The organism is Streptomyces sp. NPDC030838 (genome assembly GCF_055572035.1).
Map to the genome: position 1 here is coordinate 74,495 of NZ_JBVIED010000010.1, position 24,115 is coordinate 98,609.

The 24,115-nt window shown below is 69.9% G+C and carries 20 protein-coding genes and 3 pseudogenes; 10 read left to right on the plus strand and 13 right to left on the minus strand.

Going from position 1 to position 24,115, the window contains the following annotated elements:
* Positions 1-14: 14 nt before the first annotated feature.
* The 5 genes and pseudogenes from ACZ42A_RS24600 to ACZ42A_RS24620 all read right to left on the minus strand — a co-directional run bounded on the left by ACZ42A_RS24600 (position 15) and on the right by ACZ42A_RS24620 (position 4,259).
* Positions 15-704, minus strand: a complete 690-nt coding sequence (locus tag ACZ42A_RS24600; protein ID WP_468529403.1) for a glycoside hydrolase family 11 protein — start codon at positions 702-704, stop codon at positions 15-17.
* 430 nt (positions 705-1,134) lie between these two features.
* A pseudogene (locus tag ACZ42A_RS24605) lies at positions 1,135-1,692 on the minus strand (TetR/AcrR family transcriptional regulator).
* Between the two features lie 10 nt (positions 1,693-1,702).
* A complete protein-coding gene (locus tag ACZ42A_RS24610; RefSeq protein ID WP_468529404.1) occupies positions 1,703-2,284 on the minus strand; it encodes a sugar O-acetyltransferase in 582 nt (193 codons plus the stop codon).
* A 383-nt stretch (positions 2,285-2,667) separates the two neighbouring features.
* Positions 2,668-3,657 carry a pirin family protein gene (locus tag ACZ42A_RS24615; protein ID WP_468529405.1) on the minus strand — a complete coding sequence of 330 codons (990 nt, stop codon included), beginning with the start codon at positions 3,655-3,657 and terminating at the stop codon, positions 2,668-2,670.
* A gap of 134 nt (positions 3,658-3,791) precedes the next feature.
* A complete protein-coding gene (locus tag ACZ42A_RS24620) occupies positions 3,792-4,259 on the minus strand; it encodes a MarR family winged helix-turn-helix transcriptional regulator (protein WP_468529406.1) in 468 nt (155 codons plus the stop codon).
* A gap of 194 nt (positions 4,260-4,453) precedes the next feature.
* Between ACZ42A_RS24620 and ACZ42A_RS24625 the strand changes: the two genes are divergently transcribed.
* Both ACZ42A_RS24625 and ACZ42A_RS24630 read left to right on the plus strand, forming a co-directional pair.
* Positions 4,454-4,831 carry a DoxX family protein gene (locus ACZ42A_RS24625; RefSeq protein WP_468529407.1) on the plus strand — a complete coding sequence of 126 codons (378 nt, stop codon included), beginning with the start codon at positions 4,454-4,456 and terminating at the stop codon, positions 4,829-4,831.
* A gap of 29 nt (positions 4,832-4,860) precedes the next feature.
* Positions 4,861-5,832 carry a pirin family protein gene (locus ACZ42A_RS24630; protein ID WP_468529408.1) on the plus strand — a complete coding sequence of 324 codons (972 nt, stop codon included), beginning with the start codon at positions 4,861-4,863 and terminating at the stop codon, positions 5,830-5,832.
* Between the two features lie 74 nt (positions 5,833-5,906).
* Here ACZ42A_RS24630 and ACZ42A_RS24635 read toward each other — a convergent pair whose 3' ends face one another.
* Both ACZ42A_RS24635 and ACZ42A_RS24640 read right to left on the minus strand, forming a co-directional pair.
* Positions 5,907-6,617 carry a GntR family transcriptional regulator gene (locus ACZ42A_RS24635; RefSeq protein WP_468529409.1) on the minus strand — a complete coding sequence of 237 codons (711 nt, stop codon included), beginning with the start codon at positions 6,615-6,617 and terminating at the stop codon, positions 5,907-5,909.
* Between the two features lie 71 nt (positions 6,618-6,688).
* Complete coding sequence (locus ACZ42A_RS24640; protein ID WP_468529410.1) at positions 6,689-7,156, minus strand: LysR substrate-binding domain-containing protein; 468 nt, start codon at positions 7,154-7,156, stop codon at positions 6,689-6,691.
* Positions 7,157-7,222: 66 nt separating this feature from the next.
* Between ACZ42A_RS24640 and ACZ42A_RS24645 the strand changes: the two genes are divergently transcribed.
* The 3 genes and pseudogenes from ACZ42A_RS24645 to ACZ42A_RS24655 all read left to right on the plus strand — a co-directional run bounded on the left by ACZ42A_RS24645 (position 7,223) and on the right by ACZ42A_RS24655 (position 9,005).
* The gene (locus ACZ42A_RS24645) at positions 7,223-7,819 is read left to right on the plus strand and encodes a short chain dehydrogenase (RefSeq protein WP_468529611.1); all 597 of its coding nucleotides are present in this window, start codon (positions 7,223-7,225) and stop codon (positions 7,817-7,819) included.
* 33 nt (positions 7,820-7,852) lie between these two features.
* A pseudogene (locus ACZ42A_RS24650) lies at positions 7,853-8,308 on the plus strand (amino acid permease); the annotation flags it as partial.
* A 289-nt stretch (positions 8,309-8,597) separates the two neighbouring features.
* On the plus strand, positions 8,598-9,005 hold the full coding sequence (locus tag ACZ42A_RS24655; protein WP_468529411.1) for a hypothetical protein: 408 nt from the start codon (positions 8,598-8,600) through the stop codon (positions 9,003-9,005).
* A gap of 41 nt (positions 9,006-9,046) precedes the next feature.
* On the opposite strand, the pseudogene ACZ42A_RS24660 reads toward ACZ42A_RS24655, so the two are convergent.
* The 3 genes and pseudogenes from ACZ42A_RS24660 to ACZ42A_RS24670 all read right to left on the minus strand — a co-directional run bounded on the left by ACZ42A_RS24660 (position 9,047) and on the right by ACZ42A_RS24670 (position 11,513).
* Positions 9,047-9,525, minus strand: a pseudogene (locus ACZ42A_RS24660) (SDR family oxidoreductase).
* Between the two features lie 107 nt (positions 9,526-9,632).
* Positions 9,633-10,583: an NmrA/HSCARG family protein gene (locus ACZ42A_RS24665; protein WP_468529412.1), complete on the minus strand. Its 951-nt coding sequence runs from the start codon at positions 10,581-10,583 to the stop codon at positions 9,633-9,635.
* A gap of 540 nt (positions 10,584-11,123) precedes the next feature.
* On the minus strand, positions 11,124-11,513 hold the full coding sequence (locus tag ACZ42A_RS24670; RefSeq protein ID WP_468529413.1) for a VOC family protein: 390 nt from the start codon (positions 11,511-11,513) through the stop codon (positions 11,124-11,126).
* 267 nt (positions 11,514-11,780) lie between these two features.
* Here ACZ42A_RS24670 and ACZ42A_RS24675 point away from each other — a divergent pair, with 267 nt between their 5' ends.
* Both ACZ42A_RS24675 and ACZ42A_RS24680 read left to right on the plus strand, forming a co-directional pair.
* Positions 11,781-12,647, plus strand: coding sequence for an AraC family transcriptional regulator (locus ACZ42A_RS24675; protein ID WP_468529414.1), 867 nt, complete (start codon positions 11,781-11,783; stop codon positions 12,645-12,647).
* 140 nt (positions 12,648-12,787) lie between these two features.
* Positions 12,788-14,089, plus strand: coding sequence for an SgcJ/EcaC family oxidoreductase (locus tag ACZ42A_RS24680; protein ID WP_468529415.1), 1,302 nt, complete (start codon positions 12,788-12,790; stop codon positions 14,087-14,089).
* A gap of 10 nt (positions 14,090-14,099) precedes the next feature.
* Here the strand turns inward: ACZ42A_RS24680 and ACZ42A_RS24685 are convergent, their stop codons facing one another.
* Positions 14,100-14,765 (minus strand): TetR/AcrR family transcriptional regulator, encoded by a 666-nt coding sequence (locus ACZ42A_RS24685; RefSeq protein WP_468529416.1) that lies wholly within the window; start codon positions 14,763-14,765, stop codon positions 14,100-14,102.
* 71 nt (positions 14,766-14,836) lie between these two features.
* Between ACZ42A_RS24685 and ACZ42A_RS24690 the strand changes: the two genes are divergently transcribed.
* Entirely contained in the window at positions 14,837-17,011 is a 2,175-nt protein-coding gene (locus ACZ42A_RS24690; RefSeq protein ID WP_468529417.1) for an MMPL family transporter, read from the plus strand.
* A gap of 38 nt (positions 17,012-17,049) precedes the next feature.
* Here ACZ42A_RS24690 and ACZ42A_RS24695 read toward each other — a convergent pair whose 3' ends face one another.
* Entirely contained in the window at positions 17,050-19,791 is a 2,742-nt protein-coding gene (locus ACZ42A_RS24695) for a hypothetical protein (RefSeq protein ID WP_468529418.1), read from the minus strand.
* A gap of 318 nt (positions 19,792-20,109) precedes the next feature.
* Here ACZ42A_RS24695 and katG point away from each other — a divergent pair, with 318 nt between their 5' ends.
* Both katG and ACZ42A_RS24705 read left to right on the plus strand, forming a co-directional pair.
* Positions 20,110-22,299, plus strand: coding sequence for a catalase/peroxidase HPI (gene katG, locus ACZ42A_RS24700; protein WP_468529419.1), 2,190 nt, complete (start codon positions 20,110-20,112; stop codon positions 22,297-22,299).
* 164 nt (positions 22,300-22,463) lie between these two features.
* On the plus strand, positions 22,464-23,555 hold the full coding sequence (locus tag ACZ42A_RS24705) for a DUF2235 domain-containing protein (RefSeq protein WP_468529420.1): 1,092 nt from the start codon (positions 22,464-22,466) through the stop codon (positions 23,553-23,555).
* Here ACZ42A_RS24705 and ACZ42A_RS24710 read toward each other — a convergent pair.
* Positions 23,536-23,862, minus strand: a complete 327-nt coding sequence (locus ACZ42A_RS24710; RefSeq protein WP_468529421.1) for a DUF5958 family protein — start codon at positions 23,860-23,862, stop codon at positions 23,536-23,538. The two genes, ACZ42A_RS24705 and ACZ42A_RS24710, sit on opposite strands and share 20 nt — an antisense overlap.
* Positions 23,863-24,115 lie beyond the last annotated feature (253 nt).

The window sequence follows — 24,115 nt, forward strand, 5'->3', positions numbered from 1 at the left end:
GTGGGACGGGAAGTTCACCCGCTCACAGTGATGTTGGAGCTTCCGCTGCTCTGGTAGCCCTCGGTGGCGAGGATCATGTAGTAGCTGAAGCTGCCCAGCCTCATTCCGGCGCGGGCCCAGGCGTCGAAGTGGTTGCCGGTGGTGATGGTTCCGCCCGTCCGCTTCGACTGCCGGACGCTCCAGTACTGGTTGAAGGTCTTGATGCCTTCCACGGAGGGGGCGTTGTACCGCGTGGTCTGGTAGATGTCGTACGTGCCGCCGTCGCTGGTGACGGTGCCCTTGTACGTTCCGGTCGGCCGGTAGGTGCCCCAGTTGTCGACGATGTAGTACTCCACGAGCGGGTTCGCCGTCCAGCCGTAGAGCGTCAGGTAGCCGTTGCCGGACGGTGCGAAGCCGCCCGAGTAGCGGACCGTCCTGCGTCCGCCGTTGCTCCAGCCCTTGCCGGCCACGAAGTTCCCGCAGTTGGTCCAGTTGGTGCGGTAGCTGCCTCCGGATGCCAGGGTCATGGAGACCGACCCGCCGCCGTCGGTCCAGAACGAGTAGTAGAAGCCGTTGTTCATGCCGGTCTGGTTGGTGGTGATGGTCGTGTCCGCGTGGGCGGTGGCGGGCAGCAGCAGACCGGACGCGGACGTGGCCAGCGTCAGGGCTCCGGCGCGGCCGATGAAGCCCCTGCGGCTCATGGGGCGATCGAGGGCGTTGTCCATGCTTCCTCCTGGTGAGGGCTGGATGAGGAGATGTCCGCGCCATGCCGGCGCGGTGCAACCGTTACGCGAGGCCGATCGCTGGAGAGTATGAGCCCGGCTCGGAAGGGCGGTCAATGAGTCTGTTTCCGAAACTTCTCCGAATGTTCGTTGGCGATCATCCAGGTCATCGCTCGAAATAATTCGGACTGCTTGAGTGGAAGCGTCGGCGGCTTGAATGCGCGCTGGTAGGCGGACTTGAACCGCTACCAGGCGCATCTGAAGCGCAGGTGTTTTGGAGCCGCGCCGAGCGCGATGCCTTGCGGCTGACAGGTGACGACGCGCGCGGCATCGATGTGCCGACACAACGCTCGCCATTCATCTCGAAAGTTTCGACATACAGAAACGCGTGAGCCCGTGCGGCACAGCGGTCAGGTCTGTGCCGCACGGGCGGCTAGTGGGCCCGCCGGCCGGTGGTGGTGACGCGGGTGACGGCCTCGAGGGTGAGGGCGCGGTCGTGGGGGGGCCGGGGACAGGGCGCGATGCAGGGTCAGACCCTCGATGAGTGCGTCCAGTTGGCGAGCCGTGTCGGGGTCGAAGGCTTTTCCAGGTGGGTGCGGCTGCTCGCCATCCATTCCTGGGTGAGTTCCCGGTAGGAGGGTTGGCGTGCGGCGAGTGTGTAGAGCTCCTGGGTGAGGATGAGGTCGCGCTGGCTTCCCTCGGACAGCGTGTGGATGAGGTCGGCCACCGCCGCTCTGGCCTGGTCGCGGTCGGCCGGCGGCGCGAGGTGGGCGTCGAACAGCGCGACGATGTGGTCGGTGAAGTGGCGGAACGCCTCGCGGAGCAGGTCGTCGATGCCGCTGAAGTGGTAGGTCATCGAGCCCAGGGGCACACCGGCGCGTGCGGCGATCTTGCGGTGGGAGACTCCGGCGACGCCGTCGTCGGTGATGAGGTCGAGGGTGGCGGCGACGATGCGTGCGCGGCGCTGGGGGTCGGTGCGTCCGGTGGCCATGGCAGCACCGTCACAGATTCCGGACCGGCCGGGCGGGGTTGCCGACGGCGACGACGTTCGCGGGGACGTCCTTGGTGACGACGGCGCCCGCGCCGACGACGGAGTTGTCGCCGATGGTCACGCCGGGCAGGACGATGGCGCCGCCGCCGATCCAGACGTTGTCGCCGATCGTGATCGGCTGGGCGGCCTCCAGCTTGTCGCGGCGCGGCTGCGGCTCGAGGGGGTGGGTGGGGGTGAGCAGTTGGACGTTGGGGCCGATCTGGCAGTCCTCGCCGATGGTGATGGCCGCGACGTCCAGCGCGGTGAGGTGGTAGTTGACGAAGGTGCGCGCGCCGATCGTGATGTTGCTGCCGTAGTCGACGTACAGCGGCGGTCGCACATGCGCCTCCTCCCCCAGCAAACCGAGCAGTTCGACGAGGAGCGGCCGGGCGGCGTCGGCGTCCTCGGCGTAGGCGGCCTGATAGCGGGTGGCCAGGCGGACGGCCTGCTGCTGGCGGCGGGCGATCTCGGGATCGTCGGCGATGTTGAGGTCGCCCGCGAGCATGCGTTCCAGGTTCGTACGCGGGTCGTTCGCGAAGTGGTCCGTCAGCATGCGTACGTTCGTACGCTCCGGAGCGTACGAACGTACACTCGGGCCGGTCGCAGGCTGGCGCGTCCGGGGAGCGGGTGGACTACGAGGCCTGCTTCTCCAGGTGCTCGACAATGCGGTCCGCCACAGAGGCGAAGGTGCGGAGTTCCTCGGGAGTCAAGGGCTCGATGAACAGGCGGCGCACCGCGCCACATGGCGGGGCGCGGCCTCCGCGATCACCTCCCGTCCCTGCGGGGTGTAGTCGGCGGCGGACAGACAGGACTCCGACTGCAAGCACCGGGACAGCCGGCCGCCGAGCTTCTCCCACACGCGCATCATGCTTCGCCAGCAGTCGCGCTCGACGGGGGTGAGCCACCTTGGTGGTTGTTCGTTCATGTGCCCGGGCTTCAGTGACGCGGAGGGTTTTTGCGCGGCCTGATGGTGGCGTTCGGCAGGGCAGGCGCGGGAAGGCGGCCCCCGGGATAGCCCTCGACGACGCCGAAGCGATCGGAGGAGGCCTCCCAGTCCTCCCGGGCCCGGACGATGTCCTCGTGGCTGCGGCCGACGAAGTTCCACCACATGACGATCTCCTCCTCGAACGGAGTGCCGCCGAGCAGGATCGTCCGCGCCGGACCGTCCGACTCGTTCACCAGCGTCAGAGCGTCGGCGCCGGGGTGGACGTACCCCAGCTCCGCCGGGTGCAGCGCGGTGTCGGCCACGCGGACGTCCCCGCTGTCCACCAGGACGCCGTGCTCGAAGGCGGGGTCCACGGCGAGGGTGATCGTCGCACGCGGCGCGAGGACGACCTCGGCACCGAGCAGCGGTGTGAAGGTCCGCACCGGGGAGGTGTCGCCGGCGAGTGAGCCCAGGAAGACCCTGATCTCGGCCCCGTCGACCCGCAGGGGCTCGGGGACGTGGTGCTGGAAGGCGCGTTCGGTGTTCCGGTGTTCCTCGGGCAGTGCCACCCACAGCTGGACGCCGTGGAGGATGTCGGTGCGCGGGGTGGAGACCTCGGCGTGGGCGATGCCGTAACCGCCGGTCATGAGGTTCATCTCGCCGGGCCGGATGAGGGCGCGGGTCCCGAGGCTGTCGAGGTGCTCGATCTCCCCGCTGAACAGCCAGCTCACGGTCTGCAGGCCGGTGTGCGGATGCGGTGGAACGTCCATGCCGCTCGTCGTGGCGACGTCGGTCGGACCGTAGTGATCGGCGAAGCACCATGCGCCGATCAGGGGGCGCGTACGGTGCGGCAGGGTGCGGCGAACGGTCATCGCGCGCGGGCCGCCCAGGGGTACCTCGCGCGCGGAGACCACGTCGACGCGCGGCACCTCCGCCGGCCGCCTCTCGTCGACCGGCGCGCCGCATCGCACCGTCGCGGGCTCGGTTTCCACATTGCTCACCGCGAGCACCTCCGACCCAATTTGGTTGTCACATCAACCATCATGGCATGACGCTGCGGCGAACGCCACGGCGGGCGCGGCCGCGCCGGTTCCGTGAAGACTTGCCGACCGCCCCACGGCGGCCGGAAGCCGACTCAGGGCTGGTCCTCCTCCAGCTTCGCGACCACACGCTCGGAGATCTCACCCAGCGTCCGCAGTTCCGCCGGAGTCACATGGTCGAGGAACAGCGAACGCACCGCCTCGACGTGGAGCGGAGCGGCCGCCTCGATCGCCGCACGACCCGCCTCGGTGATGACGACGAAGGCGCCACGGGCGTCCTCCAGGCACTCCTCGCGCACGACCAGCCCCCGCCCGGCCATCCGCGCGATGTGGTGGGACATCCGGCTCTTCTCCCACTCCAGCGCGCGGGCCAGATCCTGATAACGCTGCCGCCCCTCGGGCACGTCCGTCAGGTGGACCAGCACCGCGAAGTCGGCAGCCGACAGGTTCGACTCCGTCTGCAGCAGACGTGACAACCGGCCCCCGAGCTTCTCGTGCAAGCGGACGAAGCTCCGCCACGCGTGCTGTTCCTCCGACGTCAACCACCGCACCGACTTCTCCATACGGAAAGTGTAAACGTCGTTGACGGATCACCTAAATCCTCCAAAGCCAGCCGAAGCGACCCACGCCGAGGGGACGATCGAAGCCAAGCGGTAAGTTGACGCGTCATCTTTCACTGACCTAGGTTGGATGACGTATCAATCACTGACTGCGGGACCCCTCAGAAGGACCGCACACCCCATCCCAAGAGGTATCTGTGAACGTCGCCCTGTGGGCTGTCGCGGCCCTGCTCGCCCTGGTCTTCCTCGCTTCCGGCGCCGCCAAGCTCGCCCAGTCGAAGGAGAAGCTCCTCGCCTCCCCGTCCATGGGCTGGGCCGAGGCCTTCCCGCCCGGGCTGATCAAGACGATCGGTCTCCTGGAGGTGCTCGCCGCGATCGGGCTGATCCTGCCCGCGGCGGTGGACATAGCCCCGGACCTCGTCCCGCTGGCCGCTTCCGGCCTCGCGCTGACCATGTTCGGCGCCGCGATCACGCACGGCCGGCGCGGGGAGGCCCAGTCGGTCGTCGTGAACGCGATCCTGCTCGCCCTGACCGTCTTCGTGGCCTGGGGCCGCTTCGGACCGCACGCCTTCTGACAGCCACCGCAGAGAGACGGGAGAAACCCATGCCCGCGATCACCGTGGACGACGTGCTCGTCCTGCCGCGCCTGCCGAAGCCGGACCCTGCCGGCACGGTCCACCGGCCCGTCCGCCGCCTGACAACGGCACAACACGGCTTCGAGGGCGAGGGCTTCCCGGTGCGCCGCGCCTTCGCCGGGGTGCCCTTGCCGGAGCTGGATCCGTTCGTGCACATGGACCACGTGGGCGAGGTCGAGCAGGCGCCGGGAGAGCCCATGGGCACCCCGTGGCACCCGCACCGCGGTTTCGAGACCGTCACCTACCTCATGGACGGCGCTCTGGAGCACCAGGACTCCAACGGTGGCGGCGGACGGCTCTCCGACGGAGACACCCAGTGGATGACCGCGGGCTCCGGGATCCTGCACATCGAGCAGCCTCCGGAGCACCTGGTCATGAGCGGCGGGGTGTTCCACGGCGTCCAGCTGTGGGTCAACCTGCCGCGGGCCCAGAAGATGAGCCCGCCGCGCTACCAGGACATCCGCGGCAAGCGCACCGGACTGGTCACCACCCCCGACGGCGGCGCGCTGATCCGGGTGATCGCCGGGGAGATCGCCGGGCAAACCGGCCCGGGCGTCACCCACACCCCGATCACCGTCGCCCACCTCACTGTCGAGCCCGGTGCCCAGGTCGACCTGCCGTGGAACCCCGCGTACAACGCGCTGGTCTACGCCCTGGCGGGTCACGGCACCGTCGGCGCCGAAGCCCGTCCGATCCGGGAGGGCCGGCTCGCCACCTTCGGTGCGGGGGACGCGCTGCGTCTCACCGCCGACCGGGTCCAGGAGTCCCGCTCCCCCAAGCTGGAGCTGTTCGTGCTGGGCGGCCTCCCCCTGCGGGAACCGGTCTTCCACTACGGGCCGTTCGTGATGAACACCCGCGAAGAGGTCCGGCAGGCCTTCGCGGACTACGAGGCGGGCCGCCTGGGCGTCGTCCCCGCCCAGCACCTCCCGCACACGTCCTGAACCCGCTGTTCAGGACAGCACCCACGACGTTGGCGTCCTCGCGCGCTGAACCCCCTCGACAAGGCCAGGGGCCATCAGGCCCGCCCGTCCTCCGTGGTGCGCCTGCGCTCGGCGAGCAGTTCGAGGAGTTCGTCGGCGCTCGCCCGGGTGTGGCGTTCCACCTCGGTCGCGATGGCGTCGGGGTCGCCGCCGAGGATCGCGTCGATCAGCCGTTCGTGGACGTGCTGGGCCCGGTCGGGGTCGGACCGGGTGCTCTCGTCGACGGTGATGGCGATGTTGATCTGCGCTTCCACGGTGGGCCAGATCCGCTTCAGCATGACGTTGTCGGAGGCGTCCCAGATGGTGCGGTGCAGGGCGATGTGGGCCTGGTGAAGGCGGCCGGAGTCCCGCGCCCGGTGCGCGGCCCGGTACTCCTGCCAGGCGCTCTTCAGTTTCGCCGTCCGGGAGCCGTCGGGATCGTCGGCGAGTCCCCGCGCGGCGAGGGTCTCCAGGGCGACCCGGACGGCCGCCGTGTCGGTGATGAACTTCTCGTCGATCGCGGTGACGACGACGCCGCGGTACGGCTGCTGTTCCAGGAGCCCTTCGTGGATGAGCTGGTAGATGGCCTCACGCAGGGTGGGGCGGCTGACACCCAGCTGCTGAGCGATGTGAACCTCGCGCAGGGGCTGACCGGCCTGGAGCTCCCCGGCCACGATCGCCCTGCGCAGTTCGTCCACCACCGCGTCCCGGCGGGTCTGGGTGGTGACCGGCCTCGGGCCGGCGGGCCGGGCGGCGCGCTCGCTCATGAATCCTCCGCAGATTGTCAGACCGCATTCTAGGAGACACGCGTACGGAGTCCCGAAGGCGACGGCGACGACTACGGCTGTGCGCCCACGTGGTCGGTCATGCCCCGGACGTGGTCGAGAAACGTGCGGGTGGCGGGATGCGTGGCGATGCGTGGCCAGGCCAGGCGGACGGTGACCGGGGGCGCGTCCGCCAGGGGCAGATAGCGGACGCCTGGGTGTGGATGGCTGTGTTCGGTGGCTTCCGCGGTGACGCCGACCGCGTCTCCCGTGGCGATCACGGTGAGCCACTCGTCGACGTTGGCCACCTCGAACGTGGGGGGCCGCTGCCCGTCGGGCCAGAGGCCGGTCGTGGTGGCGGCGGTGGCACACAGGACGACCGGCCGGTCGGCGAGGTCGGCCAGCCGCACCACCGCGCGGCGGGCGAGCGGATCGCCTTCGGGCACCGCGACCAGGCGCCGCTCCCGGTACAGCGGCCGCACCTCAAGGCCGGCGTCCGGGGAAGGCGCCGTACGCAGGAAGGCCGCGTAACTCTGGAGCATAAATGCTCCCCAGAAGGCATTTCTCCCGCCCGGTGGGCCGGGCATAACGTCGCGGCCATGAAGCCTCTGAAGATTCTGCTCATCGGCGCCGGCGGCACCCTCGGCACCGCCGTCCACAAGGCCTTGAGCGCACGCGGGCACGAGATCCTCACGGTGGGCCGCAAGAGTGGTGACCTCCGCCACGACTTCACCGACCCGGCACAGACCGCCGAACTCTACGAGCGGGCCGGCCGCGTGGACGCCGTGGTCAGCGCCGCGGGTTCCACGCCGTACAAACCGGTCACCGAGCTGACCCCCGAGGACTACCTGGCCGCCTTCCACGGCAAGGTGCTCAGCCAGATCGACCTGGTGCGGCAGGGGATTCCCCGGATCGCCGAGCGGGGCTCGTTCACCCTGATCACGGGCGTACTGGCGAGGGAGCCCATCCCGACGGGGTCCGCCGCCTCCATGGCCAACGGCGCGGTGGAGGCGTTCGTACGCGCCGCGGCGATCGAGATCGCCCCGCAGCGGATCAACGCGGTCAGTCCGACGGTGTTCACCGAGAGCCTCGCCACGTACGGGGACTTCTTCCCGGGCATGCCGCCCGTCGACGTCGCCGACGTGGCGCAGGCGTACGTCCGTTCCGTCGAGGGAGCGCATACCGGGCAGGTCTACGCCCTCTAGAGCTCTGGAGCCCCTCGAACTCTGGAGCCACCTTTGAGCTGTGGAGCCCCTTGCCACAGTCCGGGTCCCTGCGGAAGCAGGCGCCTGCAGATCGGCTTCCTCGGCGCCCTCGACTGGCGCGACGCCGGTGTCACCCCCGGCGACTGGGCCGGCCTGACCACCAGCGACTGGGCCTCCTCCCCGTTCTTCTCGGCCCTGGGCGCCGCCGGATTCGGTGCCTTCGCGACCGTGCTGCTCATCGACGCGGCCGTCTCGCCCGCGGGCAACGGCTGGGTCACCCTCGGCAGTGCCGCCCGCGCCTCCTACGCCTTCGCCGCGGAAGGCTACGCCCCGCCCGCGCTGAGCCGCATCAACAAGCACGGCATCCCCTGGATCTCCCTCACCATCGCCCTCGTCATCAGCGCCGTGTTCCTGCTGCCCTTCCCCAGCTGGTACCAGCTCGTCTCGGTCATCTCCGCCAGCCTGGCGCTCAGCTACCTCATGGGCAGCGCCGTCACCCCCGTCCTGCGCCGCACCTCCCCCGCCGTCCCCCGCACCTGGCGGCTGCCCGCCAATCGGCCTCTGGGCACCCACCGGCTTCGCCGCGGGCCTGTTCATCGTCTACGCCTGCGGCTTCACCTCGCTCGTCCAGCTGCTGGTCATCACCTTCGCGGGCTGCGCCGTCTACGGCGCGTACACCTCTGTCGTCAACGGCTGGCTGCCGCGCCGCACCGGACAGGCCCTCTCGCTGGCCTTCCTCATCGCGTGGATCCTCATCACGGTGCGCGGCGGATGGTTCATGAACGTCACCGACAGCGCACGGGAGGGCGGTTGGGGCTTCCCGCTGTACTTCACCACGATGACCGCGGCGATCGGGCTCTACGTCGTCGCGCTGCGGGTGGCCAGTACCCGCGAGGGGCGCCGGCACCTGGACGCGGGCGTCTGGCTCATCGCGACCCTGCTCGCCGTCCTCGCCCTCTCCTACTACGGCGAGTTCGGCCCGCTCGGCACGCCCGGCGTCCAGGACCCGTACGACCTCCTCATCCTGCTGGCCGTCTCCCTGGCCGCCTACTGGTGGTCCCAGCGCAGCGGCTTCCGCACGCAGCAGCTCGACCGGGCGCTGGCGGAGGACTACCCGTCGGTCGCCGCGCAGGCGGCCACCGGTTCCCCGGCGCGTCCCACGCCGATCGGCCCGGCCCGCAGCTGACGGGCTGACCCCCGGTCGCTGCCTCATGCGCCGCGGACGACTCACTTGATCGTCGCGCCCTTCAGGAAGGCGGACTCGGGGCCGGCGAGGTAGGCGATGAGTCCGGTCAGCTCCTCGGGGGAGGCGAAGCGGCCGGCCGGAGTGAGCCGGGTCATCAGCGCGACGAGGTCGTCCGACGCGGTGGCGTCGGTCGCCACCGGGCCGGGCTGGACGTTGTTCACCGTGATCGCCCTCGGTCCCGGTTCCCGGGCGAGCGCTCGGGTGAAGCCGCCGATGGCCGCTTTGGTGAGGGAGTACGTCGTGCCGTACGGAAGGGGCATCCGCTCGGCGAAGACGCTGCCGATCGAGATGATCCTCCCGCCGTCGCCCATGTGCCGCAGTGCCTCCTGCGTGGCCACCCACACCGAGCGCAGGTGGCGACGACCCGGTCGAAGTCCTCGTCAGTGAGGTCCCCTATCGGTCCGAGCGACCCGGTCCCGGCGTTGTTCACCAGAATGTCCAGGCGGCCGAAGGCCTCCACGGTGCCGGTGACCGACGCGCGGACGGACCAGGGCGACCCTGCCGTCGAGCGATCCGCTCGTGGTGCCGGCTAAGCCTTCGACGGCCGGCGTACGCGTCGCTCCCATCTCAACCCACCTCGATCTTCGAGGAGTTCTCGGCCAGCCAGGCGTCGAAGCTCTTCAGCGCCGGGTTGATCTCCCGCAGCCGGGTCAGGTCGCGGGCGCCGGTGAACTCCCGGTCGAAGTCGCCGTAGTACTGGAACATGTTGGCGATCTCCGCGGCCGCGGGGATGTCGAGGGTGCGGAAGACGTCGTACGGCACGGACTGGAAGCGGACCGGCTCGCCGAGCACGGCGCCCAGCTTCTCCGCGTACTGGGCACCGGTCAGGTGGTCGCCGGCCAGACTGACGGTCTCGCCGATGAAGCGCTCGCCGCCCTTGAGGATCGCGTACGCCGTCCGGCCGATGTCGGCCACGTCCACCCCGGAGAGGAGCTTGCCGTCCTCGAACGGCATGGTGAGGGCCAGTACGCCGTCCTCGGCGCGCCGGGGCGCGAAGGTCTGCAGGAAGCCCTGGAAGAAGAAGGTGGTGTTCAGGAACGTCGTCGGCACGCCGGCTTCCGTGAACAGCTTGTTGCCCTCGCCCTTGGCGTCGAAGTGCGGGACGTTGTACTCGCCCTGCAGGACGGGCATCCGCTCGTCGTCCAGCGGGAGCAGTTCGCGGGTGTCCTCCAGCGTCGACCAGACGACGTGGCGCAGGCCCGTCGCCTTGGCGGCGCGCACCAGGACGTTGATCTCCTCCGTCTCCTTCTCGGCCGAGCCGTGTGCCCAGAAGTTGGTGACGAGGAAGGCGCCGTAGGCCCCCTCGAACGCCTTGTGCACGCTCGGCTCGTCGTGGAAGTCCGCCTGGACGACCTCGGCGCCGAGCTCGGCCAGTTCCACGGCGGCGGGCGAGGCGGGGTTCCGGGTGAGCGCGCGGACCGAGAAGCCCGCGTCGGGATCGGCGAGGATCGCCCGTACGACGCTGCCGCCCTGCGCCCCCGTGGCTCCGGTGACCGCGATGACCTTCTTGTCGTTCATGGCAGTTGCTTTCTGTCTGAGGAGTTCCGTCTAAGAAGTTCTGACAAGACGAGGCGTCTGGTTGACGCATCAACTTCAGCCTAGGCCGACAATGGTTGACACATCAACTCAGCGCGCTGGATCGAGCCAAGATCATTGGGTGTGACTGACGCCGGGAGCTGCACTGGCCGCACTACAAGGTCATCCGTGACCGCATCGGCGCGCTGCGGGGCTGGCCGCCGGTCCGCAAGGAGGAGTACGTGGCCGAGATCGAGCACGGCTCCCTCTAGATCGGCACGAAGGTGATCCCGATGGTCCGCGACATCCTCGCCGGCTGACACGGCGAACGGAGAAGACGACATGGACACCACTGCCCCGGGCGACTTTTCCGGTCACCGCCACGCAGGCCGCGGCGGAGGCCGGCGTGCACTGCGCGGCGGCACACTCGTCATCGACGCGATGAACTACTGGTGGGAGGTCGACGGCGTCCGCGACGACCTCGTCACGGTCGCGCACCTCGTCGACCACACCGGCTTCGCCCCGTCGTCACTCGAGCGCCGGTCAGTCCTCCTGGAGCACGGAGAGGACGTTCCCGGCGGGGTCGGTGAACCACGCGATCGCCGCGGGGCCGTTGTCGCCCCGCACGATGCCCTTGTCGTCGTGGTCGAATCCGGGGTAGCGCTCCAGGGTCACACCGCGCCGCTCCAGATCGGCGACGGCGGTCTCGATGTCGTCCACCGGGAAGTTGAGGACGGTGAACGTCGCGGGGGTGTGCGTGTCCTTGGGGTACACGAAGACACGCCCGCCGCCCCCGAGGTTGAGGATCAGCGTCGACATGTCCCCCTCCCGGTCCTCCTCCACCCGGAGGCCGAGCGTCTCGCCGTAGAACCGGCGGGCCTCGCCGAGGTCGTCGACCGAGAAGCTGCTGAACGCCTGCGATTGTCCGAGCATGCTGTGTATCTCCTTCGCGTGAGCCGTGTGCACCGTGTGGACTCGGTGGACTTATCAGGTCACACCGCGCGCCACCGTCCGACCGCACGCCACGCGGGCGGCGGCCGGATGGTCGTACGCCCTTCACCCTCACGAAACACTGACCCCGCCGGTGGCCCCGCCGGTGATCAGTGCCCTGCACACCCGACTTCATCGGGCACAGGATGTCGGGCCCGGCCGGATGTGCGGTGCCTACGTTGGTGATCGCACAAAGGAAGGAGACCGGGGATGCTGGAGCGGCTCAACCAGGTCATGGAGCACATCGAGGACCACCTCGACCAGTCGGTCGACGTGGCCGTGCTGGCGCGGATCGCGGCCACCTCGGAGTATCACCTGCGCCGGATGTTCTCCGCACTCGCGGGCATGCCGCTGTCGGAGTACGTCCGGCGCCGGCGGCTCACCGTCGCGGGTGCCGAGGTGCTCAGCGGACGTGACGCGCTGCTGGATATCGCGGTGCGGTACGGCTACGGCTCGGGCGAGGCGTTCGCGCGGGCGTTCCGCGCCATGCACGGCATCGGGCCGGGCGAGGCCCGCCGTACCGGCGCCGCGCTCGTCTCCCAGCCCCGGCTCACCTTCCGCCTCACCGTCGAAGGGAACAGCAGCATGCGTTACCGCGTATCCGACCGGCCGGCCTTCACCGTCGTCGGTTTCAAGGCCCGGGTGCCTCTGGTGCACATTGGGCCGAACCAGGCGATCATCGATTTCGTCCGCGGGATCGAACCGCAGGCCGTGGAGCGCCTGGAGAAGCTGTCGGACCAGGAGCCGCAGGGCATCGTCGCGGTCTGCGACGACCTGGATCCGAGCCGGGCCGAGGGCACGGAGCTCGACTACTACCACGGCGTGATCACGTCCGAGGCCGCCCCCGAGGGCACGACCGCCCTGGCCGTCCCGGCCGGCACCTGGGCCGTCTTCACCACCTCCGGGCCCGCACCGCAGGCCATCCAGGAGCTGTGGCGCGACGTGTTCACGGAGTGGTTCCCGTCCAACCCGTACCGCGGCCGCCCCGGCCCGGAGATCCTGCGTACCCGCCTGTCGCCGGACGGGACGCGGGCCGACGCGGAGCTGTGGCTTCCGGTGGAGCGGGAGCAGGGCTGAGGACAGGGCGCACCATGGGCTTCTCCAAACAGCGTTGACTAGAGTCCGACTCTAGTGAAATGTTGCGGCGGTACCCCTTCGGTGCCGGGGCCGCTGCAACACCGCGGCACGGCCCGCGACTTCGCGCAGAAAGAGAGCTCATGAAGGTTCTACTCATCGGCGCCGACGGTTACATCGGCTCCGCCGTGGCCGATCACCTGGAGCGGGCGGGGCATCAGGTCGTCGCGCTCGTCCGTGCCGCCGGGAGCCGTGCGGGCCGGAAGCGGGAGCAGCGTACGGGCGACCTGACCCAGCCCTCCTCGCTGACCCGGGCCGTGACTCCGGACATCGACGCGGTGATCCACCTGGCGACGCCGACCGGTGACGCCGCCGTGGACGCCGCGGCCGTGGACGCGCTGACGTCGCCGCTGCGCGGGACCGGGCGGACCTTCGTCTATACCAGCGGGGTCTGGGTCCTCGGCGCCACGGGGCCCGTCGCCGTCGCCGAGGACGCGCCCACCGATCCGCTGCCCATCGTCGGGTACCGTCCGCGCATCGAGCGGCAGGTGCGGGACACCGCGGGCGACGGCGTGCGGGCGGTCGTGATCCGCCCGGGCATCGTGCACGGCCGCGGCGGCGGGATCCCGGCCCTGCTGGTGGATCTCGCGCGCAAGCACGAGGGCCCCCGGTACGTCGGGGACGACGGTGTCCGCTGGCCGATGGTGCACATGGACGATCTGGCCGACCTGTTCGTCCTCGCCGTGGAGCGCGCCGACGGCGGCACCGTCTGGCACGGCGTCGCGGAACCCGCCGTCCCCGTCCGCGACATGGCCGCCGCCGCGGGGCGCGCGGCCGGTGTCGAAGCGCCCCCGCGCCTGTGGGCGAGGGACGAGGCCGCCGCCTCCCTGGGCGACGACTTCGCGGAGGCGCTCGCCCTGGACCAGAGCGTCAGCGGCGACGCCGCCCGCGAGGCGCTCGGCTGGGAGCCCCGCCGCATCGGCGCGGTCACCGACCTCCGCCACGGGTCGTATCGGAGCTTCGAGGTGTTCGGGGGCGTCGACGACGTTCCGCGGGAGATCGACGCGATCACCCGGCTGGTGGCGGAGGTGGAGCGCACCCAACAGGCCGGACTGGCCGAGGAGTTCATGGGCCTCTTCGGTACGGAGGACCCGGTGTGGACCACGGCCCACGGCAGGCGCCTGTCGGGGTGGGACGAGATCAGCACCTTCACCCACCAGGTGCTTCCTGGCGCGGCGGCGCGGTCCACCGCCACGTACGACATCGAACGCGTGCTGTTCATACGGCCCGATGTGGCCGCCGTCAACGTGCGGCAACGGCCCGTCGGTCACGACGGCCGCCCGCTCGCCGACCAGCCCGAGGGCCGGCCGTTCTACATCCTGGCCAGGGGCGACGCCGGCTGGCGGATCGCAGCGGCCCAGAACACACAGGTGATCGAAGGCTGACGCAAGCTCTTCAGGGCGTGAGGAGTTGGCGCACGAGGGAGTCGGCGGCCCACTCCCGCCACTCCTCCGGCGCCCATCCCCGCTCGTGGACCAGGAGGGTGTACGTCTCGGGGGCGAGTACGGCGAGCGCGATGTCGGCGGCGCGATCCGGGTCCGTGCCGGGCCGGAGCGCCGACTTCGCGTCGAGCGCTTCGGCGAAGCGGAGCTGCACGGTGCGGCGCTGTTCGATGTTGGTGCGCCACAGCTCGGCGATCTCCGGATCGGTCGCCGCGGCCGACCGGACCACCTCCAGCAGCGGGGCGACCCGCGCCAGGATCAGCGCGGCACCGGCCACTTGGAGCCGTACCTGCTCGGCGGGAGGCGCGGCCAGCGCCTCGGCCACCCACGGGCGGTCGAGCGTCGCGACGGGCTCGGTGTCACCGGCGATCTCGATGTCAAGGAGCTCGGAGAGGATCGCCCGTTTCGTGGCGAAGGTGAAGTAGAGCGTCTGCACCGCCATCCCGGCCCGCTCCGCGATGGCCTTCATGGTGGTCGCCGTATAGCCGTGCGCGGTGAACAGATCCCGCGCCGCGGCCAGCATGCGCGCCCGGTTCGCCGCGGTCCTGGCGAGCCGCGTCCCCGTCTTCTTCCCGGAATTCCCCGGCTTTCCCGCATTTCCCGAGTTTCCCGTAGCCATCCGCCGCCCGTTCCTTCGTGACTGGTCACCGACTCTAGTGGGAATCTCACTAGAGTTTCACTCTAGCGAAAATGGGTCTCATGCTGCTCGACTCCCTCGCACGCCGGCTCGTCCGCCCGCACCGCGCCGTCCTGGCCGTGACCGCGCTGCTCACGATCGCCGCCGGGCTGCTCGGTTCGGGGCTGGAGAAGCATCTGTCGTACGGCGGCTACACCGATGACGCCTTCGCGTCGGTCCGCGCCGACCGCCTGCTGGCCGAACGATTCGGCGCCGGCTCCCCCAATCTGGTCCTGGTGGTCCGGGCCGACACCGACCTCGCGCGCCCCGCGACGGCCGCGGCGGGGCGGACCCTCGTCGCACGCGTCACGCGCTCGCCCGACGTCGTCTCCGTCCAGTCGCCGTGGCACAGCGGCGATCCGGCGCTGCGGGCCGAGCACGGCCGTACCGGGCTCGTGCTGATCCGGCTCGGCGGCGACGAGGACAGCGTCCACCACGCCGCGCAGCGTCTCGTCCCCCGTCTGACAGGGCGACAGGGGCCGCTGAGCGTCGAGGCGACCGGCTCCGCCAGGGTCAACGCGGAGGTCGAGCGGCAGAGCGCGGAGGACCTGACCCGAGCGGAACTGATCGCCGCCCCGCTCACCCTCCTCATCCTTCTCATCGCGTTCGGATCGCTGACGACGGCCGCGCTGCCGGTGCTCGTCGGAGTGGTCTCCGTGACCGGCACCCTGGCCGTGCTGCGGCTGCTCACCGAGGTCACTCCGGTCTCCGTCTTCGCGATGAACCTCACCACCGCCCTCGGGTTCGGCCTGGCCGTCGACTACAGCCTCTTCGTCGTGAACCGGTACCGCGAGGAACTCGCCCGCGGGCTCGGCACCACCGAGGCGATCGTGGTGAGCCTGCGTACCGCGGGCCGTACGGTCGCGTTCTCGGCGCTGACCGTCATGCTCTCGCTGGCCGCGCTGCTCGTGTTCCCCTTGTACTTCCTGCGGTCGCTCGCCTACGCCGGAATCGCCGTCGTCGCCCTCTCGGCGCTCGCCACCCTGCTGGTCATGCCCCCGTTGCTCGCCCTCATCGGCGGCCGGCTCGACCGGCTGGACCCCTTGGCCCGACTGCGCCGCCGGACGGGCGGAGGCCTGTGGCACCGGCTCGCCCTCGGGGTGATGCGCCGCCCCGTCGCGGTCGGCACCGCCGCCTCGGTCGTACTGATCGCCCTGGCGATCCCCTTCACCCAGGCGAAGTTCGGGCTCATGGACGACCGGGTCCTCCCCCGCGACAGTCCCGCACAGGTCGCCGCCGACACGGTACGGCGCGAGTTCGCCGACGCACGCGTCTCCCCGGTCGTGATCACCGTCACCGGACTCGACACCTCCCGGGCGGACACCGACCTGACCGACTACGCGCGACGGCTCTCCCGCCTCGCGCACACGGAACGGGTCGACACCGCTGTCGGCTCCTTCGCCGGCGGCCGGCAGGTCGCACCGCCACGGGAGGGCTTCCGGAACGGGGCCGACGCCTGGCTCTCCCTGCGCTCCACGGCGGACCCCAACTCCTTGGCCGCCGAGCGTCAGATCCGTGCCGTCCGCGCCCTCGCGGCACCGGGCACCGCGCTGGTGGGCGGCGACGCGGCGACCCTGACGGACACCAAGGACGTCCTGGCCGACCGGCTCCCCTGGGCCCTGCTGATCATCACCGCCAGCATGCTGATCCTGCTCTTCCTGTTCTCCGGCAGCGTGGTGATCCCCGTCAAACAGCTCGTCCTCAACCTGCTGAGCCTGACCGCCTCCTTCGGGGCCATGGTCTTCGTCTTCCAGGAAGGACGGCTGAAGTGGCTCGTCGGCGACTTCGTCCACACCGGATGGCTGGAGCTGACCGTCCCGCTCCTGATGTTCTGCGTGGCCTTCGGCCTGGCCATGGACTACAGCGTCTTCCTGCTCGCCCGGATCAGGGAGGAGTACGCGGCGACCGGCGACAACACCCGTGCGGTGGCGTTCGGCATGGAACGCAGCGGCCGGCTCATCACCGCGGCGGCGCTGATCGTGGCGACCGTGCTGGGGGCCATGGCCACATCGGAACTGGCGGTCCTCAAACTCCTCGGCGTCGGGCTTGCCCTGGCCGTCCTCGTGGACGCGACGATCGTCCGCGGCCTGCTGGTCCCGGCCGCCATGCGGCTGCTCGGCCACCGGAACTGGTGGGCTCCCGGGCCGCTGCGCCGGCTCCATGCCCGTCTGGGCCTGAAGGACGAGTGACCCGCCGCGGGTGCGGCGGGTCCGGAGACGCGTTGCCGTCAGCTCACCGGCTTGTACCCGAGGACGAACGTGGCCGGCAGGCCGCTGCCCGGGTTGCCCGGAGTGCTCGGCTTGGCGAGGGAGTACACCGGGGCGTTCACCGCCCGCAGTGCGTCCAGCGCCTTGGCCTCTCCCGCCGCCGCTCCGTAGTAGAGGTGGAACTCTCCCACGAGCCCGGCGCCGGGATCACCGGGTACGGGCTCCACCGGGACGTGGACGTCGAGGACCGTCCCCTGGTCGTAGGGACCGGCGTCGGTGAAGGATCCCTCATGGTGGAGCTTGGGCCGCCCGGAGCCCGGGTCGGGTCCGGCCAGTCCGTAGTCGCTGGCGAACTCCACGTTGGGGTGGTCCGCCTGGAGAGTGACGTACTCCTTGGTCGCGGTCGGTTCCACGTCCCAGTCGACGACCCGCCGGTAGGTGATGTGCGGCTGCTCGCCGGGCGGTGCCAGTGACGTCACCGTGACGGAGACGTCGTACAGCTCGGGACGTGCCGAGGGCTTGTACTCGTGCGTGACGTACACCGGGTGGTCGGTGCCGGCCAGCCGCACGGTCGACCTGGCGGTGGTCGGCGTAGTGGTGAACTCGGTCACCTCGGCGTTCGCCGACAGTCCGTGGACCCCGTGGGACCAGCCGCTCCACTGGCCGACGCCTCCCGGCGGGGTGACCTGGACGCCCCATCCCTCGCAGTGGCAGGCGACGGCGGAGACGGCCTCGTAGTCGGTGGGCCTGTGCCGCAGGCCCACCTGGGTGGTCCGGGTGCCGGCGCTGGGCGTGCCGCCCGGGGTGATGAGGTTCCCGCCGGGCTGTACGCCGATCCGCACGTCACTGGCACCGACCGAACCACCGAACAGCGAGGTGTACTCGGTCTCCCAGCGACCCTCCTCCTCGTCGTCGCCCGGGCGGCCGTGGCTGATCATCAGCGTGACCACGTTGCAGGCGCCGCCGATCCGGGTGTCGAGGGTCTTGTCCTCTTCCCGCGCGCTCTTGTCGTCGGCGAAGCACCGCCGGGGAATCGTCTCCCAGTTGACGACGGTGAAGGTCAGCCGCTTGTCGTCGTCCTGCATGGTGCGTACGGCCATGTTCCACAGCTTGGCCGGATCGGCCTGGCCGACGAGGTCGACGTAGTGCACTCCGCCGCCCTCGACCGTCCACTTCCCCGAGGCCTTGCCGTCGGCCGGCAGGGTGATGGTCTCGTGGTCGGGGCGGGCCACCGGGAAGGTGGCGTCCGAGCCGGAGCCGCCGAGGGCACCGCACCACTGGGACACGTCTCCATCCTGGTAGCGCCAGTACGAGCCGTGGTCCGCGGCCGTGCCGCCGCCGCACAGGTGGTAGTTGGCGACGCCGAAGACGCGGAACTCCTCGTGGACGTCGCGGTGGTAGTCGTCGGTGATCATGTCTCGGATCTCGGTCGCGCCGTCGGGGAACCAGGCGTCGTCGATCCGCTCCCACGAGTGCCTGATCGCGTCCTGGCCGAACCGCTCGTCGAGGAACTCGGCGAAGATGAAGGCGCCGTACTGGCGTCCCGTGCCGAAGCCGTCCTGCTGGGTCAGTTCCTCCTCGGGCCGCTCGAAGAACTCGGGCAGAGCGTGGGCGTAGTCGTAACGGCTGGAGACCGGGACCGCGGGGTCGGCCGCGAGCGCCTGGTGGGCACCCCACTCCGCGGTGGCCTCCATCCAGGCGTTGAGACTGCGCATGTTGAAGACGAGCCGCCAGCCGATGTACTTGTACTGCATCGAGTGGAACAGTTCGTGCCGCGGCAGATAGAACTCCTCCGCCTCCTGGCCCGTGCTGAACTTCGTCCCGATGTGGATGATGTTCGCGTCGGCGAGCTCGAAGGGCTGGACGAAGCCGACGTTCGGCTCGACATGGGTCGAACCGAGGAAGACGGCGACCTTCTTGTCGGTGTCCTCGCGAGGCTTGTAGCCCATCGACGTGTACGTGCTCCACGCCTGTTCCAGCGAACGGGACATCCGGTCCACGTAGTTGGGGACGCCGTTGTCCTGGACGTCTCCCTGGGCGGGTGTGCCGGCCCCGTCGTACGGGTTCACGTTGTGCTCGCCGCCGACGCTGTAGAACACCGAGAAGTTGGCCGTCTGGTGCACGCACTCGAACTCGCCCGGCAACTGACCCTTCCGCCCGCACTCGGTGAGCGGGGCGAGCGCGGCCTGCTGACGATCCGCCTCGGCGGACGCGTCCTGCGGCTGCCTCGCGATCAGCGGTGCCAGTACGTCGGCGTGGGCCATGCGGTTCTGGATACTGCGCCGCACCGGATGCTCGAGCCGGTCCAGTTCACGCCCGAGGGTCATGGCGAGGATGGTGCGCTGTTCCTCCGGCAGGTCCTTGTCCCGGTAGCGGGCGGGCACTCCGCCTTGGTAACCGAGCTTGGCGTAGGCGTGGTTGACGAACGCCTCCTCGTTGAGGCGCCCGGATCGCAGGTCCTCGAGCATCAGCCGGACGCCGGGTGCGAAGTCCTCGTACGACTCCGGCTCCGGGGTCGGCGGAGGCTCCTCGGCGGTGGTGCGCGGTGCGGGGTCGTAGGCCGGTTGCTCGTACGCGGCCGGGGCGGGCGGCGCGAACGGCGCGGCCTGCTTGTCGAGCGCGGAGCCCGGAGCGTGGTCGTCGGTCCCGGCCGCCGCCGTCGGCTGGCACAGCGTCACGGCCAGGGAAGCGACGGCGAGCGCCGCGAGGGCGGTGCGGGGTCTGTGCTTCGCCGTGCGTAAGGCACCTGAGAAACGCCACATGGCAGATCCCCCCAGATTCTGCGGCCCCTGTCGGCTGTGTGACGGCAGGTGGCCATGGACGCGGTGGTGCAGAGGGTAGAGGGCGCCACGCGTTCTGAACATGGCCCTGACAACATCGCTTTCCTTCCCGCACACTTCCGGCCTGGTCCATCAGCCTCCGGCCGCCCCGCTGCTCCCAGCGGGTGAAAAAGAGCCACCCTTTTCGCGCCTTTGTTATACGGGATGCTCTGCGTGTTTCGTAGCGGTGCGGTCTGCGGTGCGCGACCATACGGACGCCGACCGGCAGAAAGAAAGACCGAGACAGGAAGAAGGACGGGCATGTCCGGCAGCGAAAGCGAGAACCCAGCAATCCCCTCGCCGACCCCCACCCCGACTCGGCCCAAGACGAACCGGGACTGGTGGCCGAATCAGCTGGACCTTCAGGTTCTCCACCAGCACTCGCCCCACGCCAATCCGATGGACGAGGATTTCGACTATCCGAGGGAATTCGCGACCCTCGACGTCGAGGCGCTGAAGCGGGACGTCTTCGAGGTGATGACCGCGTCCCAGGACTGGTGGCCCGCCGACTACGGCCACTACGGGCCGCTCTTCATCCGGATGAGCTGGCACGCGGCGGGAACGTACCGCGTCGCCGACGGCCGGGGCGGCGGCGGCAGCGGCGCCCAGCGCTTCGCGCCCCTCAACAGCTGGCCGGACAACGCGAGCCTCGACAAGGCCCGCCGGCTGCTCTGGCCGGTGAAGCAGAAGTACGGCCGGAAAATCTCCTGGGCCGATCTTCTGGTGTTCGCCGGCAACTGCGCCATGGAATCAATGGGGTTCAAGACGTTCGGTTTCGGCTTCGGGCGAGAGGACATCTGGGAACCCGAGGAAATCTTCTGGGGGCCCGAGGACATCTGGCTCGGAGATGAGCGCTACAGCGGTGACAGGGAACTCGCCCCGCCTTTCGGTGCCGTGCAGATGGGACTCATCTACGTCAATCCGGAGGGGCCCAACGGCAACCCGGATCCGGTGGCGGCCGCCCGGGACATTCGCGAGACATTCGGCCGTATGGCGATGAACGACGAGGAGACGGTCGCGCTCATCGTCGGCGGCCACACCTTCGGCAAATGCCATGGTGCGGTCGACGCCAGCTACATCGGCCCGGAACCCGAGGCCGCCCCCCTCGAGCAGCAGGGCATCGGCTGGCGGAACACCTACGGCAGCGGCAAGGGCCCCGACGCGCTCACCAGCGGGCTCGAGGGCGCGTGGACCAACGAGCCGACGAGGTGGGACAACGGGTACCTGGACAACCTGTTCAGGTACGACTGGGAGCTGACGACGAGCCCCGCCGGCGCGAAGCAGTGGACGCCCAAGGATCCGGCGGCCCGGGACACCGTGCCCGATGCCCATGATCCGTCGAAGCGGCACGCCCCCATGATGCTGACGACAGACCTAGCGCTGAAGGTGGACCCGGTCTACGCGCCGATCGCCAAGAGGTTCCACGAGAACCCGGACGAGCTCGCGGTGGCGTTCGGCAAGGCGTGGTACAAGCTGTTGCACCGCGACATGGGTCCGGTCTCGCGCTACCTCGGCCCGTGGATTCCCGAGCCGCAGCTGTGGCAGGACCCCGTCCCCGCGGTCGACCACGAACTGATCGCCGATGACGACATCGCCAGCCTCAAGAGCAGGATCCTCGCCTCGGGGCTGTCCATCCCGCAGCTGGTCACCACCGCCTGGGCGGCGGCGGCGAGCTTCCGCGGCACCGACAAGCGGGGCGGGGCCAACGGGGCCCGGATCCGGCTCGCGCCGCAGAAGGACTGGGAAATCAACAACCTTCCCGAGGTGGCCGAGACGGTGCGAGCCCTCGAGGGGATCCAGCAGGAGTTCAACCAGTCACAGACCGGCAGGAAGAAGGTCTCCCTCGCGGACCTGATCGTCCTGGGCGGGTGTGCTGCCGTCGAGCAGGCCGCGCGGAACGCCGGGCACGACATCACGGTCCCGGTCGCACCGGGGCGGACGGACGCCTCGCAGGAGCAGACCGACGTGGCGTCGTTCGCCGTGCTCGAACCCAAGGCGGACGCGTTCCGCAACTATCTCCGGGCGGGAGAGAAGCTGTCGCCGGAGACCCTCATGCTGGACCGGGCCAACCTGCTGACCCTGACCGCCCCCGAGATGACGGTGCTGATCGGCGGCATGCGGGCCCTGAACACCGGCTTCAAGGGGGCCCGCCACGGCGTCTTCACCCACCGGCCGGAGACCCTGACCACCGACTTCTTCGTCAACCTGCTCGACATGGGCACGGAGTGGAAGGCGTCGGCCTCGGACGAGAACGTCTACGAAGGCCTGGACCGCGCCACGGGCGAGGTCAAGTGGACCGCCACCGCCGTCGACCTCGTCTTCGGTGCGCACTCCCAGCTGCGGGGGATCGCAGAGGTCTACGCGTCGCAGGACGCGGGAGAGAAGTTCGTGCGTGACTTCGTGGCCGCGTGGAACAAGGTGATGAACCTCGACCGGTTCGACCTCTCCTGAACCCGATGTCCTGGTCGGCCGACGAGCGGCCGACCAGGACGGCGGCCAGGATCGTCGTCGGTGGTCGCGTGTTCAACGACGTGTCCGTCACAGGTGCTCGGGTTGCGATGGCCCCCGATGGCTCGCCGAGCCAACGGGGACCTTTCTTCCTATTATGGGAATGAATGCCGGAAATGCCCCCGGAGACGGTGATGGGCAAGAACATCGTGGTGTGCCTGGACGGGACGGGCAATCAGCTCAAGGCCCGCGGCAACACCAACGTCGTCAAGCTCTACCAGATGCTCGATCTGCACGACCCCGCCACACAGATCGCCTACTACGACCCGGGCGTCGGCACCTTCTCCGCCGTAGGCGCCTGGTCACTCCCCGCCCGCAAGCTCTCCAAACTGTTCGGGCTCGCCTTCGGCTCCGGGCTCAAGGCGAACCTCGCCGAGGCCTACACCTACCTGATGCACCATTACGAACCCGGCGACCGCATCTACCTCTTCGGCTTCAGCCGCGGCGCCTACACCGCCCGGGCTCTCGCGGGCATGCTCAAGGCCGTCGGCCTGCTCCGCCCCGGCTCGGAGAACCTCGTCCCGTACGCCATCGCCGTCTACACCAAGAACCGGGACTGGACCGACGACGACTGGAGGCAACTGCACCAGTTCGCCGGAGCGTTCAGCAGGAAGGTCGACAAACGGACCGGCATCCCCGTCCACTTCATGGGGCTGTGGGACTCGGTGAAGGCCGCCGGACTGCTGCGCTGGAACCTGCGGTGGCTCTACACCAGGCGCATCCCCAACGCCGGCCGCGTCCGGCACGCCGTCTCCATCGACGAGAAACGCCGGCCCTACGAGGACTACCTCGTCCTGCCCCCGAAGAAGCCCGGGGATCCCGGCCCGGTGATCGAGGAGGTCTGGTTCGCCGGAGTCCACTCCGACGTGGGCGGCACCTTCGAGGACGACCCCAAGCTGTCCACCATCGCCCTGAAGTGGGTCGTGGACGGCGCGCTCGACGCCGAACTCCTGCTCAAAAAGGGGGCGTACGCGAAACACCTCACGTTCGACTCCGGCCACGCGCTCGGCGAGGTGCACCGCATGGGAGCGGTCTGGGCCCTGCTCACCTACCGGCACCGCCGTGTCCCCGACGACGCCGAGGTGCACGAGAGCGTAAGGCTGCGCGTCCAGTCCGACGCCGACTACGGACGACGCATCCCGAAAGGCGTGACATGGGCCGACAAGGACTGGCTGATCCTCAACTCCCGAGCCCCTTGACACCCGGGTCAGGCGGGAGCGCCGGGCACCGGTGAGGGACGGCCGCCCGTCGCCATGACGCCGAGGGGTTGGCCGTGGTCTTCACACCGGACCGCGCCACCCCCGCACGGCCGTCCGCAGCTGTCATGTGCGCCTGCATCGCATAGCCGGCGACTTCCTGCAGTACCTCCTGCTGACGTGTCGGGGCGAGGCCGGAGAACCAGCCCACACCAGCGTCCAACGTGCGGCGTCCTTGGACGATCTCGTTGACAACCCGCTCGATCTCGCGCCGGAAGGTGCGGCCGTCGTCGCTGCTCGTCTCGGTCACCGCTTGATGGTTTCACGATGCCGGTTCCGGGCGAAGGCTGGTGGCGCACCCAAGAGCCGCGCGGGCGGAACCGGGAACAGTCCGCTCCGGCGATCTGGCAGCTCTCCAAGGCGGGCATCACGACGGCAGGCATCGCCGAGGTAACGACACACCAGCCCCACACCGCAAAAGTTCGCCGAACTCCCGTACAACCCTCCGGCCCCTCCAGTGGTCTCCTGCTCGCACACCCTTACGGCAGTGGGGCGCGCGCCCC

Coding starts and splice junctions, on each gene's coding strand:
- ACZ42A_RS24620 (WP_468529406.1), bottom strand. CDS start 4,259: ATGGAGAAGTCGGTGCGGTGGTTGACGTCGGAGGAACAGCACGCGTGG.
- ACZ42A_RS24705 (WP_468529420.1), top strand. CDS start 22,464: ATGCCGGAAATGCCCCCGGAGACGGTGATGGGCAAGAACATCGTGGTG.
- ACZ42A_RS24600 (WP_468529403.1), bottom strand. CDS start 704: ATGGACAACGCCCTCGATCGCCCCATGAGCCGCAGGGGCTTCATCGGC.
- ACZ42A_RS24695 (WP_468529418.1), bottom strand. CDS start 19,791: ATGTGGCGTTTCTCAGGTGCCTTACGCACGGCGAAGCACAGACCCCGC.
- ACZ42A_RS24665 (WP_468529412.1), bottom strand. CDS start 10,583: ATGAACGACAAGAAGGTCATCGCGGTCACCGGAGCCACGGGGGCGCAG.
- ACZ42A_RS24670 (WP_468529413.1), bottom strand. CDS start 11,513: ATGCTCGGACAATCGCAGGCGTTCAGCAGCTTCTCGGTCGACGACCTC.
- ACZ42A_RS24655 (WP_468529411.1), top strand. CDS start 8,598: ATGAACGTCACCGACAGCGCACGGGAGGGCGGTTGGGGCTTCCCGCTG.
- ACZ42A_RS24675 (WP_468529414.1), top strand. CDS start 11,781: ATGCTGGAGCGGCTCAACCAGGTCATGGAGCACATCGAGGACCACCTC.
- ACZ42A_RS24685 (WP_468529416.1), bottom strand. CDS start 14,765: ATGGCTACGGGAAACTCGGGAAATGCGGGAAAGCCGGGGAATTCCGGG.
- ACZ42A_RS24690 (WP_468529417.1), top strand. CDS start 14,837: ATGGGTCTCATGCTGCTCGACTCCCTCGCACGCCGGCTCGTCCGCCCG.
- katG (WP_468529419.1), top strand. CDS start 20,110: ATGTCCGGCAGCGAAAGCGAGAACCCAGCAATCCCCTCGCCGACCCCC.
- ACZ42A_RS24630 (WP_468529408.1), top strand. CDS start 4,861: ATGCCCGCGATCACCGTGGACGACGTGCTCGTCCTGCCGCGCCTGCCG.
- ACZ42A_RS24635 (WP_468529409.1), bottom strand. CDS start 6,617: ATGAGCGAGCGCGCCGCCCGGCCCGCCGGCCCGAGGCCGGTCACCACC.
- ACZ42A_RS24610 (WP_468529404.1), bottom strand. CDS start 2,284: ATGCTGACGGACCACTTCGCGAACGACCCGCGTACGAACCTGGAACGC.
- ACZ42A_RS24680 (WP_468529415.1), top strand. CDS start 12,788: ATGAAGGTTCTACTCATCGGCGCCGACGGTTACATCGGCTCCGCCGTG.
- ACZ42A_RS24640 (WP_468529410.1), bottom strand. CDS start 7,156: ATGCTCCAGAGTTACGCGGCCTTCCTGCGTACGGCGCCTTCCCCGGAC.